Below are 18128 nucleotides of genomic sequence, written 5' to 3'. Positions count from 1 at the left end.
GGCGCAGCTTGTCTCAATCCGACAGCTTCCCCCAGCCCGTGGCAATATGCGCCCCCTCTAAACGATTGATCCCAAGCCAAACCTCATTTATGGGAAGCCCTGTCAAATCAGAGTCACCCTTGGGGCGGTCGCATATACACGCCCCTTAAGCGCCACGCGGATGTGGCACACTCTTGGATCGCACGCCCCGAAAGGCTTAAAAAAGGTAAAAGAATATGGCAGATAAATCGAACTTCGACATATTGTATACCATTGTAGACGAAGCGCCGGAGCTGGCCAGCGCCTCGTTCCTGCCCATCATTCGCAAGTTCGCCAGCGCCGCGGGTGTCAGCGTTGGAACCAAGGACATTTCGCTGGCGGGCCGCATCCTCGCGACCTTCCCGGAGAACCTGACCGACGCGCAGCGCATCACCGATGATCTGGCCGCTTTGGGCGAGCTGGTGAAGACGCCCGAAGCAAACGTGATCAAACTGCCGAACATCTCTGCTTCGGTTCCCCAGCTGGTAGCGGCCATCGAAGAGCTGCAGTCGCAGGGCTACGACATCCCGAACTACCCCGAGGAGCCCTCGACCGACGAGGAAAAAGCGATCCGCGCGCGGTATGATGCCATCAAGGGCTCGGCGGTGAACCCGGTTCTGCGCGAAGGCAACAGCGACCGCCGCGCGGCGCGAGCTGTGAAGAATTACGCTCAGAAAAACCCGCATTCGATGGGCGAATGGTCCGCAGACAGCAAGACCAAAGTATCGTCCATGCCTGGCAGCGACTTCTACGCCAATGAGAAATCAGCCACCATCACCGCTGCACAAGCGGGTGACGCCAAGATCGAATTCGTTGGAAAAGATGGCGGCGTAACCGTTCTGAAAGACGGCTGGCCGCTGGCCGAAGGTACCGTAGCCGACGCCACGTTCATGTCGGTCAAGGCCCTGTCTTCTTTCCTGGCGGATGCCATCGAAGACACCAAGAAAGACGGCACCATGTTCTCGCTGCACATGAAGGCCACGATGATGAAGGTCTCGGACCCGATCATTTTCGGCTATGCGGTCAAGGCGTGGCTGGCCCCGGTGTTCGAGAAATTCGGTGCGGAATTGGACGCGCTGGGTGTGAACCCAAACTCGGGTATGGGCGACCTGCTGGAGCGCGTGAAGGGCAACGCCGATATCATGGCGGCCATTGATGCAATCAAAGGCGACCGTCCGTCGATGTATATGGTCGACAGCGACAAGGGCATCACCAACCTGCATGTTCCTTCCGACGTGATCATCGATGCCTCGATGCCCGCTGTGATCCGTGCAGGCGGCAAGGGCTGGGACGAAACCGGTGCCAAGGGTGATACCAACTGTGTAATCCCCGACCGGTGCTATGCGACCGTCTATGACGAGAGCATCAGTTTCTTCAAAGCCAATGGCGCGCTGGACCCGGCGACTGCCGGCGCCGTCGCCAACGTGGGTCTGATGGCGCAGAAGGCCGAGGAATACGGCTCGCACCCGACCACCTTCGAAGCACCCGCCGACGGTACGATCCGCATCGTTCTGGCCAATGGCGAGACGCTGCATTCGCACGACGTCGAAAAGGGCGACATCTGGCGCGCCTGCACCGTCAAGAAAGCGCCGATCGAGAACTGGATCCAGCTGGCTATGGACCGTCAGCGCCTGACCGGGTCCGAGGCGATTTTCTGGCTGGATGCAAACCGCGCTCATGACGCCGAGTTGATCAAATACGTGAAGCCGGCGCTCGAGGCCGCAGGTGTAGCAGGCAAGTTCCGGATCCTGGCCCCACGCGAGGCGACCCGACAGTCGCTGGAGACGATCACGGCAGGCAAGGACAGCATCGCCATCACCGGCAACGTTTTACGCGATTACCTGACCGACCTGTTCCCGATCCTCGAATTGGGCACCTCGGCCAAGATGCTGTCGATCGTCAAATTGATGAACGGTGGCGGTCTGTTCGAAACCGGTGCGGGCGGCTCAGCTCCGAAACACGTGCAGCAGCTGGTTGAGGAAAACCATTTGCGCTGGGACTCGATGGGTGAGTTCTGCGCGCTGGGGGAATCGCTGAACTTCCTCGCCGATAGCAAGGGCAACGCCAAAGCAGGTGTTCTGGGTGCCGCGGCCGAAGCGGCTACACAGGGCATTCTGGACAACAACAAATCACCCAGCCGCAAGGTCGGGCAGCCCGATAACCGTGACAGCCACTACTGGTTTGCGCGCTACTGGGCAGAAGCTTTGGCCGCTCAGTCGGACGATGCTGAACTGGCGGCCGAGTTTGCACCGGTTGCGGCGGAACTGGCGGCGAAGCAAGAGCAGATTCTGGGCGAACTGGCTGCAGCTCAGGGCGCACCTGCTGATCTGGGTGGCTACTTTCACACTGACCCGGTCAAGGCGGCTGCGGTCATGCGCCCAAGCGTGACACTGAACGCGATTATCGACTGAACGTGGTAGGCCACGCCAACAGGCGTGGCTTTATCCGTTTGAATACAGGATGTTAAAATGAAAAGGAGCCGACGCCCAAAAGTCGGCTCCTTTTTGAGTGAGTGGGAGGGAGAACCCTCACCGGTATAGTTAATTAAAGATTAGCAGCTTTGGTATCTTTTAGTATTAGGGGTATCCCGTACTTCTTGGGCGCTGCGCCGGAATATGTTCATTACATCCCCTCAATTAAGACCATGTTTTGCTCCAACCGAACGAACCCGGTTGATCCAGGCCGTTGGACAAAAAAAGGGCCAGTTCAATGACTGGCCCCAGAAAGATCACGTGAACCGAAGGATCAGTTCGACGCTGCCATCAGCTTTTCATTGTGTTCACGCAATGTGTCCGAAACAATCGCGTACCACTCGCCGGATTCACGCATCTCGTTCAGACCTTTGTTCAACATCGCCAGGTATTGCTTGCCGAACGGGTTGCTGCGGTGGCTGATGAAGCGCAGCGACGATAGCGAGGTCACGAAGGGGTTTTCAACCAGATCTTTCTGATTCAGACCCATTTCAACCATGGTGTCCGAGAAAAGCTGAACTTCGAAGGTCGCAACATCAGCGGTACCGGTTAGAACCGCGTCGAGGCATTCGCGCGCGGTGATCGGCTGCATCAGGGTCATGGTATCGCCGTTATGCAGACCTTCCTGCTCCAAATCGTGGATGAACCAGCCGTCCATACGGCAGATCGTGGCGCCTTTCAGCTGCTCAAATGTGGTTGCGCCTGCATAGTCGCTTTCGGGAATGGTGTAGAAACCGACCACAATGTCATAGACCGGAACGGATGAGTCGAACTGAGTGCAGCGCACTTCGGTTTCCCAGGACCATTCATAGGTACGGTTGGTGCAGTCAGGCATGTTCCACGCCATCGACACGTCGAAGGCACCCAGAGGCAGCAAAGTTTCCAGGTGCGAGTTCCAGTCATCCACGAAGCTGACCGAATAGTCGCGGGCGTTGCCGCCACGCTGCAGCGCGGTGGTGCCCAGACGGGTGATCGCACCACCGCCGTTCAGCGATTCATCGGCGAAGGGCGCCCAGCCGTTACCGGTGACCAGTTTTATCGGCGGCTGATAAACGCTTGAACGTTTGACGCTTGCAGCGCGTTGCTCCTCTGCCGCGATGATTTCCTGAGCGGACTGACCGTTCGGCAGGCTTCCATCCTCACAGGGCAGAGCCAGAACCAGACCAGGTTCCAGCGCGTTCGGGTTGGTGATGACGTTGCGGTTCGCGTTGAAGATCGGCTGATAGTTCGAAGTGCCATAGGCCGCGATGGCAATGGTGGCCATCGTGTCGCCGTCTTCGACGGTGTAGTTGGTACAAGCCTCCTGTGCGGCGGCGGCTCCGGCGCTCAGAGCGGTGACGGCGGTGGCCGACATCACGGCTTTCTTCAGGTTGAAATTAAACATGTCCACTTCCTCCAGACTTTTTTGTTTTCAGGCTGCTCGGGCCTTAGCCATTTTCCATTTGATGACGCAGAGCCGTCGACACGATGTCGCGCCACTCTCCGGATTGCTGCATGATTGCCAGACCCTGGTTGAGCGTCTCAAGGATCGCTTCCCCATCCGGATTATCTTTGTGGGTCATGACATTAAGCGGTTTGATCGCCGCCAGGTTAGGGTTTTCGAGAATACGGTGTTCGTAGCCCAGACGCCGGATCGCCTCGACAGCCAGGTGGGCTTCAACGGCGACGATATCGGTCCTGCCTTCCATCAGCGCATGAAAGCAATCATCGGGCGAAACCGGGCGCATTAGTGTGATTGCGGGCTCGTAAAGGCCCACCGCATCCATATGGGACAGTGACCAGCCCTCGGGTCGGCAGATCGTCGCGCCGGCAAAATCGGCATAGGTCAGTGTCTGCTCATAACCCGAGCCTTCGCGGGCAAAGAACGTGTCTACAACTTCGTAGAACGGATTGGAAAAGTTATAGGTCTCACACCGCGTCCGGTCTTTTTCCGACAGCGCCTCGGCTACTTCGCAATTAGGGCGCGACCAGGGGAAGGTCGCATCGAAGGCCAGTGTCGGCATCAGCAGGTCCAGGTGAGAGGACCAGTCGTTGACGAACTGAATCTTATACGACTGCTCCGGCGCGGCACGCAGCATCGCTGTTTCAACCAGGTTGGTGTACAGGCCACGATGGGGCAGGGCTTCGTCAGTAAACGGTGCGTAGCTGCCGCCTGTGATTATAAGCAATTGGCGGTCGCGGACTTCTGGCCGTTCACCTGTATCTGCATTACGGATCAGCGCGGCACCTTCGGCGCGGGCGGCTTCGATTTCTTTTTTGGCAGCAGCTTTGGCCGCAATCACAGCGTCTTCGCTGGCCTTTTTGGCCTCGGCCTCGGCGTCCGCGACACGTGCCTCGGCTTCAGCGATGGCCTTGGCGGCCCGATCCTCGGCAGCCTTGACCAATTCGGCGGCCATTTCAGCAGCCATGGCTTCAGCTTCGGTTTTCGGGACGATTGCGGCGCGCCCGACGTCCTCCAGACAAGGGAGGGTCAACACGTCGCCCACCCGGATAATGTTCGGGTTATTGCCGATCACATCGCGGTTGGCGTCGAATATGATGCGGAAATCCTCAGTCGAATAGACCTCGATGGTCAAATCGCGAAGGCTGTCACCGCGCTGGATTTCGTAGGTCGAGCAAGCCTCTTGCGCCGAAGCTGCTCCTGCCGCGGCCGCAAGTGCCAGGCTGGATATGAACAGATGAGGTTTCATGGGTCCTGTTGCTTTGCGTTGATTAGTTTCTTGTTAGTTTCACAACACCGATCGAGGCATTGTCCTGATCCGGGTCGCCCTTGGCTTGCAGTGCCTGCAGCAGCGCGTCGGCGATGTCCCGCGCCAAGGCGTCCTCATTGTTCTGCAAGATGGTCTGAATTTCCGGGTCGCTGAGGTATTGAAGCCCGTCACTGCCCAGGACCAGCACATCGGACGTGGCCAGGTCGAGAGGTTCTTCGGGACAATCGACCTTGGGGATCGCCGCGCCCATGACCACCGACGTCAACTGATTGCGGTCGGGGTGAGCCAATGCCTCGGCTTCGGTCAGAATGCCTTCGGCCACCTGAGCATCAATGACGGGCGCCATGGAGTGATCTTCATTGATCTGATGCAGCACCCCGTCCCGGAACAGGTACAACGGGCTGTCACCAATCGAGATCCAGTACACGCGCTGTCCAAGAAGCAACACCCCCATCAAGGTCGAGCCCATATTGAAGTTGCCGCCCTGTTCCTCGCAATGGTTTGAAATTGCGGCATTGGCCTGAATGGCAGCCAGTGGCAGGGCGTCGATCAATGCAGTTTCGGACGGTGTGGCACTCTCAAGCTCAGCATCCAGCGCGCTGCGCCATGCCGAGATTACCAGTTCCGAGGCTACTTCGCCGGCCGCATGGCCGCCCATTCCGTCGGCAACGACGACATAGCCTGCATTTACAGAATCGAACATGCGCGCCGCAATCGCGTCTTCCTGCGTGTCACGCTGGCCCTTATCCAGGATCAGCGCAATATCATATGCCGGAGTCGCCAGCATCTATCAGGCGTCCCGCCAGTCAAAGCCGTCATCACAGAAGGCGGCAAAGCGGATCGAAGTTTCGCTGATCCGGATCAGATCACCGCTGGTCAGTGCAACGGTGCTGAGCACCGGCTTGCCGTTCAGGCGCACGAGATTGGCCTTGCCGCCATGACCGAGATAGCATTTGCGATCTTCGGGGTCATAGGCGATCACAGCATGGTTGCTGCGGGAAATGCCCGTGTCTCCAAAATCAAGCTGGATTGCCTGATCATCGTTCCTGCCGATTTGCATCAGGCCTTCGGTCAGTGTGATGCATGCGCCACGGCCGGGTCCGGCCGTCACAACCAGCCAGCCAACTGGGAAGGTTTCCTGTGCTGTCTTCGTCTTTTCGACGGGTTCAGACGTTTCGATCAGGTCCTGTACATGGGTATCGGCGCGTTCGAACCCCAGAAAGGTGGTTTTAACGCGGCTGCGACGGTCCACAGCAGGCGTAGGCACAGGCGCAGTCTGTTGTGGCTCCGGTAGCACTTCCGGCGCTGCCGCGGCTTCCGCCTGCGGTTCCTCGACAGTTTCCACGATGACTTCGACAACAGGCTCGTCCTGATGTGCGTCGGGTTCCGAAGACTCTTCGTCCACCGTTTCATCTTCAGTGGCAACATGCAGAGTGACCACAGGCTCTTCAGGCTCCGGCTGAGTTTCGGGTGCCTCAGAAATGTTGTCCTGCGCGTCGACCGCGGTTTTGGCCACCGCAGCCTCGTCCTCAGCTTCTACCGCGTCGTCGCCTTCCGAAAATTCCGGCATTTCCTGCTCGGGGATAAGTTCGTCCGTTTCCTCGAAGCTTTCCGAGGACATGTTTCCGCCCGCCAAGGCTGCGCGCAGAGCGTTGAAATCCGCAATCGGCTGGGGTTTGTCGGCGTCGGGTGCTGCGAGTTCCTGAACTTCTGCCTCATCCTCAGCTTCGGGTTCTTTGGCTTTGCCGGCACCTTCGAGAAGCCGGCTGAGAGGGCTTTTATATTTGAACATGGTGTCGACACCTTTGTTTCTCGGCACAGGACTTTTGTCCCATGGGGCTGCTACTCACCTCTGCGCCAAGTGGCGCAACGGCACTTTTGGTCCGGAAACCAATCTGTTGTTTACCTTCGGCGACGGTCAGTTTCCCGTCAGGGTGGCGGGTTTCCGGGCGCCACCCTCAGTGATAACTTTCCGCCTGATCACTCCTGCGCCAGTTGCATGACGGCGTTTTTCTCAGCCCCGTTGCGCAATATGGTAAACTGCGCCTGAGTTTGATTTTCCGAAACAAGACTTTCCAGCACGCCATCCAGGCTTTCGGGACCATCTATGGCCGAACCTGTTTGTGCCTCCGAAATCAGGACATCACCTTTCTGAAGGCCCCCAACCGCGTCAGCGGGCATGCTGGTTACGACCGCCTTCCAGCTTTCGCCATCCGGATTACGCACTGTGAAGCCATAGCCGTTTGCCAGCCCGATCATGCGGATGGCAGGCAAGGCCAGCAATCCGTTCTGGGCACGGGTCTTGCCAAGTGGGCGATAACGCGCGGTCACACGGGTGTAGCCATCGGGGTCTACCGCCAGGTCGTCGAGTACCTGCGCAGCAAAGCTTGCATTCTCGCGTACTGGCTCGCCGTTCAGCGTGTAGATTGCTGCACCCCGTTTGACCCACTCACCGATAACGGTCATGTCCTGCGCCGGATCAATGCCGGTTACGGCAATTGTGCTGCCCGTAGATGCCCGGCGTTTGGAAGTCTGGAATGGGATTTCCACGTCCCAATGCGAGAAAGCAATCTGGGTTTCCGCTAGGTTTACCTGCGCCGCCGAGGCAACCGGTGCAGGCTCGGCGGGTGACGTCTCGGCTGTCTGGGCTTTTGCCTCTTCTGCGACAGCCGGTTCGGCCTGTGTCTGCTCGACAGGCTCTGGCGTTGGTTCATCCTGTACCGCTTTCGGGTCGGCTGAGCCCTCGGCAACTTGCGTGGCGGGCTCTTCAGATTTGGTTGCTGGTGCAATCTCGGGTTCAGCCACTCGCGTTGCTTCGGACGCCGCAGGCACCGAAACAGCTGCGATGTCCTGGTCAGACCCTTTTTCCTCGCCGGACATCAAAAAGAACCCGCCAGCAGCCAAACCTGCAATAACAACCGCAATGCCCGCGACCATCTTGCCGCTTCCGCCCGAGCCGCTTTTGACAATTGTATCAACCGTGACCGTAGGTTCTTCTTTCGGCGTGAACTTGGCGAGTTCGTCGTCTTTTTTGTCTTCGTTGCCCAACGCAAGATCCGCGTTGCCAGCCAAAAGGGCGGTCACAACCGCTTCGGCGTTTTCGCTTTCGGCCTTGATCCGCGCCTTCTCGGCGTCTTCGTCCTGGCGGTCCATGGCAACGATGACCGAAACCGGGCGATAGTCAAAGGTGTCGAACATGACACCGGGGCCGCGAAACATGCGCAGCCAGTCCAACGCGCTCTGCAGGCGGTCGGTGGCGTGAACTTCCATCGCCTTGTCAATCGCCTCAAGAAAGCCTTCGGGGTAGCCATTGTAGCGCCCGGCCAGCGGGGTATAGGGATCATCCAGGCCGTTGTTGAAAGCGTTCAGTCGGGTTTGGCCGTCGATTGGACGCTCGCCGCTAATGGCGTGATACAAGGTAGCCGCCAGAACATAAAGATCGCTGCTTGGACCCTGATCGGCACCGCGAACATAGAATTCATGCGGAGAATACCCATCCTTGATAACTCGCAGTGTCAAAAGCGCCGCAGATTGGTTGGCGGCCTGTTCCCGTGCGGCTCCAAAGTCGATCAGAACAGGGTCGCCGTTCTCGTCGACCAGGATGTTGTCGGGAGAGATGTCTCGGTGCAACATACCGCTCTGGTGAATGAAGGACACCGCCGACAACATCTTTTCGGTTACTTGAACAATGAAATCTGGACCGGTTTTGTTGTCGGGATTTTCGACGTAGTCCAGCAGATCGCACCCCTGGATGAAGTCCATTGCGATATAGGCGGTGTTATTGTCTTCGAACACCTGATGAACATCGACAATGTTTGGATGTACCAGCCGAGCGTGGTTTCGTGCTTCCTGAATGAACAGGTCTATGATGGCGCGCAGATCGTCCTTGTGGCTGGAATCGGCGGGTTCGACCAAGTCCCCGTTACGGCGACAAAGGGCTGTCGGATAGCACTCTTTGATCACTACGTCGCGCTCCAGACTGTCTCGGGCGAGGTAGGTTATTCCGAACCCGCCGTTGCTGAGGAAGCGCAGTATTTCATACTGACCGCGCAACAGCTTGGCGCCGGGTTGAAGTCCTTCAATTTTCGGTTCGTCGTGCGTAGCACCGACAGCCTGGTTGTGGCTCATTTCTTTCCGCCCGTTCTAATCATTTTGCGGTATTTCAACTGGGCCAATCACCCCCGAACTCACAACCAAACACAACCGCAGGACACTTGAGACGGTTAGACGTTTCAAATTTGACTTTATTGGGGCCGCCTGATGGCTTCACTAAGAACCGATTTTACTCAACATCAATATATAGGTAATGATGTGTTTTCACCTACAATATGTGGAATTCTGGCAGGTGAAAAATGCGGACTGAATGCCGGTTTCCACTTTATTGGTCATCAGATTCGAAACAATCGAGGCCCGATTCCGCGGGCCTCGAATCGCCGCACTGCGGCTCAATTTTAACAAGAAATTATCAGGTTCCGGTTTTCGGCTGCACTGAATCCACGCGACTGCCCGCCCAGGCAAGATTGTCGCTGAGCTGCGCCAGTATGCTGATTGCGTCTTTCACAGGGGCATCGCCGCTTTCGAATTGCAGCAGCAATAGCAGGTCAGTGGCCTTTTCGAACTCGCCGGGAATCCAATCTGCCGAAGGGTCGATCTCATCACCCTGTTCCAGACGCTCGGCAAAGTCTTCGACGATTTCCTGGCAAGAGTGCAGGAACGCTGCAGGTTCGATATCCGACAACTCGCGGAGGTCCTCATAAATGCTTGCAATTGCAGCAAGCCAGTCTTCAAGGATCGGGTTTTCCAGCGGAGGCATCGCGGATTCGAGTGTGGCATGCATCGAAAGGGCGTTTGACTGGAGTGCTTCGTCCTCGGGGCCTTCCAGCGTTTCAAGGAAAGGCAGGAAATCCTGTTCCAGATCGGCGCGCGCGGCTTCCAGATCGCTCAGGCGGCGGTCGGATGCGATCTGCAGAACCTGTTCCGCCAGATCCTGACCGCCACAGGTCTGCCAAAGGGCGAAATCAGGCTCAGGCTCCTGCGCCATTGCGCGAACAGCGACCGGAGTACCGATAGGAACGACTGACCGGAATAAGTCGCCTTTTTCCTTGTTGAGTCGGGACAATACACGATCCAGCGCATCGCGAACCGGTGGCAGGTCTGAATGGGTGACCGCCAGCAAACTGTTGGCGCGCAGCTCTGGCGGGACCTGCGCCCAGAGATGACGCTCGGTCTCGCGCCAGGCATTGGTGCCGTTAGTGCACCAGATTGCGCAATCAACGAATTTCAACAGATCAAGCGTCGATTTGTACGTATCGTCCAGCGCGCCGGTTCCCGGCAGATCGAACAGTGAGATTTCTTGCAGGGCAGGGGTGTTCAATCCCACGGAAATGAAATCGGGCTCATCGGCAGCTGCCTTTTCCAGCGCGATACCTGAATACACTTTGGGTTCCTTGCCCCACCAGCCAACAGTCGTTTCCGGGGTCTCGGAATATGCAACGATAACCAACGGCAATTTCAGGTGCTGTGGTCCGGTTGGCAGAATATCGGCCCCGGCCAGCATGTTGGCGAGGCTGGATTTGCCAGCCCCAAATTCCCCGGCAAAACCGATATTCACCGCGTTTGACAGTCGCTCGGCATGGGCAAGTGCGCGTTCCCGCATCTCGTCCAGCGCCGCGTCTGTGGGCAGGTTTTCGGTCGCGGTCAGAAAGCGCTCGAGCTGTCTCACTTCCTGTTCGGTTCCGGGAAATTCAATCATTCAGCGGCCTCTGTCAGTCTTTTTTCTATGTCGCCGGCATCAAAAACGGCGCCCAACTCATCAGTGATGCGCTGTGCCAGGTCAAAGGCAACTTGCGCTTCGGCTCTGGCATTGGTTTCGCCGCTTCCGGCCCTATGTTCAAGGTGACCGGCCAGCAGGGCGAGGTAATGATCCAGAACTGTGTTCAGACGCTCCGTCAGATCGCTGCGTGCGGTATCCACAAGATCGTCACCAATCATTTCGAATTCCTGCACAATCATGCGTTCGGCCCGCGCCACCACGCTTTTGCGCGAAATCAGCCGCGACAGCCAATTGACCCGAAGTTCAACGGTAATGCCACGGGTCAGGGCGGTCGTATCCGGTCGGAACCAACGCACCGCGCTGGTGTTCATCCGGTTGTCCGACGGTTCCTGCCAGCCAGGCAGGGCGCGCAGGGCGGCGTTGCTTTGCATGTCGATAGTGTATAGCTCGCTGAGCATGCGTTGGCGCACCACCTGAGTTGCACCCTGAACCAGCTCGCGCATACGATCCCGCAGTGGAGTAAAATTCAATTCGGTCTCACCGCCTTTGGCCAACAAGGGCGAGTCTCCGTTCTGCCCCCGAACCACAGCCGAAACAGCTTCGGCCACGGTGTCGTCCATGACGCCGCGCAAGTTCGCCAGAACATCGTCCATGTCACTGACGATTTCAGTTGTCTTTTGGGTGACCAGTGTCCGCAGATCCGTCAGAGTTTTGTCGTTTTCATTGGCGCTTTCAGCCGCAGGGGTGCTTTCATCCTCGATTGCTCGCAAATGGGCTTTGGTCCGTTCCAACTCGCCTTGAGCGAAACTGTTGAGGTGCTGCCACGCCATCCGCAACTGTTCGTCTCGCGGTCCTTCGGTCAGGGCGCGGGTGACGTGACGGCGCAGGTCGGGCAGGCCGGACGCGATCATGGCGGCAAAGCGCAGAACACCCTCGCGGCTGATCGGTCCTGGGCCCTGTTTTATCTCTTCCACACCGTCCAGATATTGCTTCATCTGCTCCGGGTGCGCGCGCAGCCAGGCCAGAACCTCGTCGTGATTGATACCGGTTTCGTCACCGGTCAGAGCATAGTGCGCCCACTGCGCGCTGCCCATCAGGACATCAATGTCCGAATTCCCGAGCGCCCTTTCCAGACCCTCCATGACATCGGCTCGTACTTTGCTTGCGTCCTCGGCACCGCCACCCAGTTCGTCCACACGGTTGATGAACACCACGATCTGACCCAGTTCTAGCGCCTGCATGAGACGGAACAGCTTCAGATCGGCCCGAGAAAGGGCCTGATGGGCCGACAAGACCACCACAAAGAAATCGGATTCCTTGAGGTATTGGCGCGAGATTTCTTCGCGGATCAAAAGCGGGTCGTTGACGCCCGGTGTGTCCGTAACCGTCAGCGGGAAGGGGAAATGACCGATGTCGAAATACACTTCGGCCTTGCGGGTAATGTCACTGTAAAGGCCGCGATCAGAACCGGGATCGTGCGCGTTTTCTTCGGTTGGGTCGTCACCTGCGCAGACATAGCGTGCCAGATCGTCCGTTGTCAGCTTTTCCAGATCGTGATGCTGTCCCAACAGGTGCTTGTAGCTTTCGCCCAGGCGCAGCTTGGCGCGGGTCTTCATGGCCTCGACCTGCTCTTCGATCATTTCGCGCTTATAGCTGTCCTCGTCATCGGGGAACATGTTGCGAAGCTCTTCGCCCTCGGCGATCAGCGACTGCCACTGGCGGTTGTCGAAAAAGTGGAACTCAGCCCCTTCGGTCCGGCCCGAAGGGTGCCCAAAGTGCATATCCGTTATCACCGTTGTCCATGGGTTTACGTCTGACGGCAGGTATTCAGCCTGACCGGTAAACCCGTTGATCAAACGGGACTTGCCTGCCTTGATCTGTCCGACAAAGGCGATGGATGGTTTCAGATTGGAAAGATCGCGGACAATGCGCGAGATGAAATGACGGGTTTCCTCATTGCTGGCCCCGTTCATGTCATCGGCAATACGAATTAACTCGCGACGGTTATTTTCACTCATAAACCTTACCCTGGTAACTTGTAATCACGGATTGAATTAGTCGAAAAATTGAATGTTATGGGCGTATAAGTCATCCGTCCGGCCCCGTAAGAGCTGCCCACAGATTAACGACCGAACCCAGTTTGCGCGCCTCATGCACGGCCATTGCGAACTGTTCGCCATCTCGCAGGATGGCTAGCCCTGCGCCTTTTCCACCGGATGGTCGCATAACGATCAGTTGGGGTTGATCCGGGTCTGACACGGAGTCACTACTCCAACCCGTCAGATCGCGAGCGAACCGGGTCAGCAGATCTTGTTCGGGATGAAGTGGTTCGTCTTGCGCGCAAGTGCCATCTGAACGCAGCGCCGCACCTCCGGAGGCTTGAGCAAGAACACGCCCCTGTGCAAATCGTTCCGCTCCTTCGTAAAAGCTGTTTGCCAGCCCATCCTGAGTGTTTTCGCGGATCTCCACTTCCTCGGGTGCGTCGTCATTTGCTACGATGGAAATGACATGATCCGCAGGCAGTTCGATGCCTTCGCAGGCGGCCTCTATCTCGCTGAAGGTGATGCCGACGTCATCGACTTCAAGCATTGTGTCCGGTTGCAGAGAGACCAGCTCAAGCGGGGCAGGAGCCGATGCGATGTCCGATACCAGGTGAGCAAGCCTACCTGCCAGATCTTCACGTGATTCAGTTTCGAAATCGGGTGCAACACCGGACTGAACCCGGAAAACATCAGTTACCCGGGAACTGTTGACCTCGATCGCAAGGCAGTCCCCGTTGGCGGCGGTAAATTCCAACCGGCGCGGCAGGATAGTGCCGCGAATGGTGCGCAGCACTTTCTCACGCCGTATGCTGGCCGTTTCACCCAAAACAGTGACCGCCGGGCTGAGGCGAGCGACAGAAGAACGCCCGATTTCATCGAGCATTTCGAGTATGTCCGTATCCATCATGCCGTGACCCCCTCTGGTCCTGTCTAAACCGCGGCCGCGACCGGCCCCAGGCTGAGATGCGATTTTGTCAGCGCCAACCCAACATTGGCACTGTTGCGACAGATGTAGCAGACCACATGATCAGGATATTCCCGGGTCCGCAGAAAAATGTTCAGCCGATCGTTCGAAAACACAGCGATTTCGCCAAATCCCGGGTTTTCCGTATCCTCCGCTCCTGCTTGGCGTAACAATTCTTCGAAGGCTTTAACACCTCGTCCCTGAAACAGGTTAGCTACGGCGATGGCTAAAGTGTCCAGAACATCCGCATCGTCAGGATCAGTCGTGTTGGTCCCCAGCAACATTCCTGTTTCCATATCGACATACCCGGCTGCAACACAGTCGGGTATGTTTTCCATTGCGGTTTTGAGTGCTGCTTGGATAGACATCGTCTCTACCTGTATTTCGTTTTACGACACATGCCATTCTGCCCCGCCACTTTTGGAGGTATTGGGAACAGGACGGACCGCCCCCTTGGCCTGGCGTGCGAAGTGCTCGGCGGAAATCTGGTCGAATTCCTCAAGGAATGCTTTGAAGACTTTTTTCATACCCTCGGCATCGTCCGGCAGGTCTTCATCATCGGTAATCTCGCGCCACATCGACGCTGCGCTCAGTGGCGTGCCAGCGGGCACGTTCAGCAAACCTTCCAGCGCTTCATTCTTCTCTCCGGCCGCGGCAGGAACGTCAGAGCCGTTACCGTTGGACAACGGCACCACATGCATGTCCACGAGACCACTCGACTCCGGCTCGGGTTCGAACTCGTCATCCGTGACCTTCGATTGTTCAGCCATCAGTGCGGTAATTGAGGATACCGACAATTCCGCACGCTGCTCGTCGGGTTGGCCAGTTTCGGGTTGATCCTGTCCCAATGTCGAAGCCAACCTGTCTGCCGGCGGTGCCATGATTATGTCGGAACCTTCGAAGGGGTGATCGGCAACGTCGCCAGACAAAAGGCTGTCGTCATCAATCAAGTCGCCGTCTTCCAGGTCGTCCTCGTCCAGCAGGCTGAATTCGTCCTCGTCCATCGTCAGGCCCGTGTGTTCGGCCAAGTTCAGAGATTGGTTTGGCGAGTCACGGAAAAACGCACGCAGCTCGTCCTCTTCGGTTTCCGACACAGGGTCTTTCGCGTCGGGTTGCGGCGTCATTTCTGCCCGCAGACGTTCGGCCTCTTCAGCTTTAATGCGTTCCGCGCGTTCGGTATCCTCTGTGCGACGTTCCACACGTGCGGGGCGAACGGGGAAGCTGGTGACGACTTCGTCACCCGTACTCGGCTCGGAGTCCTGGACTGGATTTACAAGTTTGAGAGGGGCCGGCTCAACTGCTGCACCTGCATTGCGTACTGGGCGCACGGGTTGTGCGTGTGCGGCCCCGGACAGGCTGTTATCGATCTGATACCGGGCCAGCTGATCGGCGCGGCTGTCCATAATCTGTTCAGTGATTTCAAGAAAGCTGTCGACCATCTTGCCGCCACCGCTGCGAGCCCAAAGCTCTGCGTCACCACTTTTGTCCCGTGCGATGATCGCGTCACGGGCCGAAAACAGGATAGACCGATTGAACAGGTGGCCAGCTTCACGGTTGACGCGGCGCAACACCTTTTGGCGATCTTTCGCCCCAAGCACATCGGCTCGAGTTACCAACAACAACGAGTTATGTTGCAACCGCTCGGGCAGAGAGACCCATGTCGCCCTTTCGGTCTCCCGCCAGGCCTGAGTTGCGTGGGTGCACCACAACACGCCATTGGCCTGTCCAACCGCGCGCCGCCAGACGTCGCTAGAAATCTTCGGATCTGAAATGCCAGGCGTGTCGATCAGATCCACCGCTTCCAGGATGTCCGCTTCCAGGAATATACGAACGAACTGGGCGTCATTGACTCCGACGCAATCAAGCTGTTCCAGAGTGATATTTTCGCGGGTGCCGTCGTGCCGTTGAATATATGCCGACTGCTTGCCCCAGCTAAACCAGACAGGCGGCAGCTGCGTGGCGGTCACCTGTGTTGGCAGCGCCTGCGAGCGCAACAGAAAGTTCATCAGCGTCGATTTCCCGGCACTGAATTCCCCCATAAGCGCAAAGATAGGTTTGCGGCGGGACCACTGCTCGATGCGTTCCCATGCCTTAGGAGATACGAAGCGGGTTTGTGTATCTTTTGCCATATCGCTACTTATGCTGCCTCGTTACTAAGATCTTTCAGGATGTCGCCCAGAATATCGTCTCGTGATTTCTTAGGCGTCATACCCGCCATCAGGGCGGCTTGGTTCGGGTCCTGCTCGGCCGAAGCCGAAATATTCAGCAGGGTCTCGTTCTGCTCACGCAGGAAATCCGACAAACCGGCCCGGACGTTTTCCAGCACTGCCGCGATTTGGTTTTCCTCGATGTCTTTGGTGATCGAGTTCGCCTCAGACGCGATCAGGCGTGTGTAATCGGCGGCATAAGCCTCAAACCCTTTGCGGCGCTGCCACCAGCGGCGCCACCACGTGCTTTGAAGGTCCAGCGCGATGGTGCGGCCGATGCCCAGGGGTGGCGGAACCCGTGGCACGATCGGCGCTTCGATGCTGAACTCACCCAGATGGTTGCCCAGCAGTTTTTGATACAGCGCCTCGACATCCGTTGCTGCGGCGGCATAGAGCGCACCGGCTTCTTTGCGCATGGAACGGGCAAAGCTGAAATAGGCCGCTTTTTGCAGAGTACGCAGGCCCGCCGGGTCATATTGCCAGGTGCCTTGCTCACCATTCTGTTCCAAATGCGCGATCAGAGAATCCGTTGCGCGTTTGACAAAGTTGGATTCGGCTGTCTTCAACCGCTCCAACACTTTTTCGCGCAGCGAAGCGGTCAGTTCAGAAACCTTCGCTTCGTATTGCTCGGTCACTGTGCCGATGGCCTCATCCGGCGCAACTCCGTCCAGATCGCGAACGACGCCTTCACCACTGGACAGGTTCTTTGCTACAGCAGTCGCGCGAATTTGACTCGCGATATTGCGAGCGCGGTGGCGCACGCGGTCCAGCAAACGGTTACCTGCGCCTTCGGCGATGCGCTCATTCATGGCCAGCAACAGATCGGGCAGACCGGACAATGCCCAAATCTTGTCGAGCGACGGTGCCTGATCGCCAAACCCGGCTGCCAGATAGAAGGTGTTCAGTGCCTGACGTGACTCCTCGGTCAGGATATCGGGATTGCCGGTAATGGCAGCCTCAGCCCACAATGCGCTGCCGAATACGACACTTGTGTTGGTGTCGATATTGTTCTGTTTCAGCGTGTCCTGAATCCGGTCGCGGATCTCGGGAACCTGATTGACCGGATCGGCCAGTTCGTCGATCCGGTTCACGAACAGGATGATCTGACGGTTTTCGAACTGGGCGATAATTCGCATCAGCGCCATGTCCATCGTCGTCAGCGCCTGACTGGCAGCCAAGACAACCACACAGACCTCGGATCCGCGCAGGCTGCGCAGGGTGATCTGCTCGCGCACCATAAAGGTATCATTCACACCCGGTGTGTCGCAGAGTTTCAGTGAGATTGGGTATTGCGGAATGTCCATGTACAATTCCGCGGACTTGGTGACATCAGCAAAGCGCCCGGTCTTCGGATTGATATCCGGGTCGTCCTGATCGCCCAGACAGACATAGCGTTGAATCAGCTCTTCATCGAAGTAGTCGTACTGGTGGCTTTGCCCCAAAATCAGGTCGAAATGCTGGCCCAGCCGGGCCTCGGACTTGGCTTTCATCTCACCGATCTGGCGGCGAATATCTTCCATCTCGTCATCTGCACCAGCCCGGTTGGCCAGTTCGCCGAGACGACCGCCGCCCACCATCAGGTTGTCCCATTCTTCCTGCTCAAAGAATGTGAACTTGGATTTTGTGTCGCCCTCGGTGCGGGTGTTGATGTTCAGCGTGGTCACCACCGAGGTCCACGGGTTTACGTCTGATGGCAACAGAGCAGGGCGTCCGGCAAGAATATTCACAATTGAGGATTTACCGGCTTTTACCTGCCCGACCAGCGTTACACTGGCCGTAAAGTTTTCCATGCGCGTCTTGAGCGTTGCCAGTCGGGCCGAGGACCGTGCGTCCGCCACCTCTGTCAGTTGGTCGATCTGCGTGGTCAGCGAAGCCATGGCCGCCGTCATTGGCGTCAGCGCTTCGTTGCCTACGGACAGAAGATGGTCGTTGCGGGCCATTG

Annotated in this window: 12 protein-coding genes; 1 reads left to right on the top strand and 11 read right to left on the bottom strand. The window is 57.5% G+C overall.

All coding sequences use genetic code 11. The annotated features are described in order from the left end of the window. Window positions 1–215 precede the first annotated feature (215 nt). Window positions 216–2429, top strand: coding sequence for an NADP-dependent isocitrate dehydrogenase (locus GOX66_RS15135; RefSeq protein WP_170763569.1), 2214 nt, complete (start codon window positions 216–218; stop codon window positions 2427–2429). 334 nt (window positions 2430–2763) lie between these two features. Here the strand turns inward: GOX66_RS15135 and GOX66_RS15130 are convergent, their stop codons facing one another. The 11 genes from GOX66_RS15130 to GOX66_RS15080 all read right to left on the bottom strand — a co-directional run bounded on the left by GOX66_RS15130 (window position 2764) and on the right by GOX66_RS15080 (window position 18126). Continuing rightward, on the bottom strand, window positions 2764–3873 hold the full coding sequence (locus GOX66_RS15130; protein WP_170763568.1) for a transporter substrate-binding domain-containing protein: 1110 nt from the start codon (window positions 3871–3873) through the stop codon (window positions 2764–2766). Between the two features lie 43 nt (window positions 3874–3916). Further along, window positions 3917–5179: a transporter substrate-binding domain-containing protein gene (locus GOX66_RS15125; protein ID WP_170763567.1), complete on the bottom strand. Its 1263-nt coding sequence runs from the start codon at window positions 5177–5179 to the stop codon at window positions 3917–3919. A 22-nt stretch (window positions 5180–5201) separates the two neighbouring features. Continuing rightward, window positions 5202–5987: a PP2C family protein-serine/threonine phosphatase gene (locus GOX66_RS15120; protein WP_170763566.1), complete on the bottom strand. Its 786-nt coding sequence runs from the start codon at window positions 5985–5987 to the stop codon at window positions 5202–5204. Window positions 5988–5990: 3 nt separating this feature from the next. Beyond that, window positions 5991–6992: an FHA domain-containing protein gene (locus GOX66_RS15115; protein ID WP_170763565.1), complete on the bottom strand. Its 1002-nt coding sequence runs from the start codon at window positions 6990–6992 to the stop codon at window positions 5991–5993. Between the two features lie 188 nt (window positions 6993–7180). Further along, window positions 7181–9328 (bottom strand): serine/threonine protein kinase, encoded by a 2148-nt coding sequence (locus GOX66_RS15110; protein WP_170763564.1) that lies wholly within the window; start codon window positions 9326–9328, stop codon window positions 7181–7183. A gap of 337 nt (window positions 9329–9665) precedes the next feature. Further along, complete coding sequence (locus GOX66_RS15105; protein ID WP_170763563.1) at window positions 9666–10952, bottom strand: dynamin family protein; 1287 nt, start codon at window positions 10950–10952, stop codon at window positions 9666–9668. Beyond that, window positions 10949–12991 (bottom strand): dynamin family protein, encoded by a 2043-nt coding sequence (locus GOX66_RS15100; RefSeq protein WP_170763562.1) that lies wholly within the window; start codon window positions 12989–12991, stop codon window positions 10949–10951. Before GOX66_RS15100 ends, GOX66_RS15105 begins: the two co-directional genes overlap by 4 nt. 70 nt (window positions 12992–13061) lie before the next feature. Continuing rightward, window positions 13062–13922 (bottom strand): hypothetical protein, encoded by an 861-nt coding sequence (locus tag GOX66_RS15095; protein WP_170763561.1) that lies wholly within the window; start codon window positions 13920–13922, stop codon window positions 13062–13064. A gap of 23 nt (window positions 13923–13945) precedes the next feature. Continuing rightward, window positions 13946–14347 carry a hypothetical protein gene (locus GOX66_RS15090; protein WP_170763560.1) on the bottom strand — a complete coding sequence of 134 codons (402 nt, stop codon included), beginning with the start codon at window positions 14345–14347 and terminating at the stop codon, window positions 13946–13948. 21 nt (window positions 14348–14368) lie between these two features. Continuing rightward, on the bottom strand, window positions 14369–16108 hold the full coding sequence (locus GOX66_RS15085; protein ID WP_170763559.1) for a dynamin family protein: 1740 nt from the start codon (window positions 16106–16108) through the stop codon (window positions 14369–14371). A gap of 8 nt (window positions 16109–16116) precedes the next feature. Beyond that, window positions 16117–18126: a dynamin family protein gene (locus GOX66_RS15080; RefSeq protein ID WP_170763558.1), complete on the bottom strand. Its 2010-nt coding sequence runs from the start codon at window positions 18124–18126 to the stop codon at window positions 16117–16119. Between the last annotated feature and the right edge of the window lie 2 nt (window positions 18127–18128).

It is taken from the genome of Ruegeria lacuscaerulensis (assembly GCF_013031245.1).
GTDB lineage: Bacteria > Pseudomonadota > Alphaproteobacteria > Rhodobacterales > Rhodobacteraceae > Ruegeria > Ruegeria lacuscaerulensis_C.
This window is presented reverse-complemented; position numbering and strand designations above follow the sequence as displayed.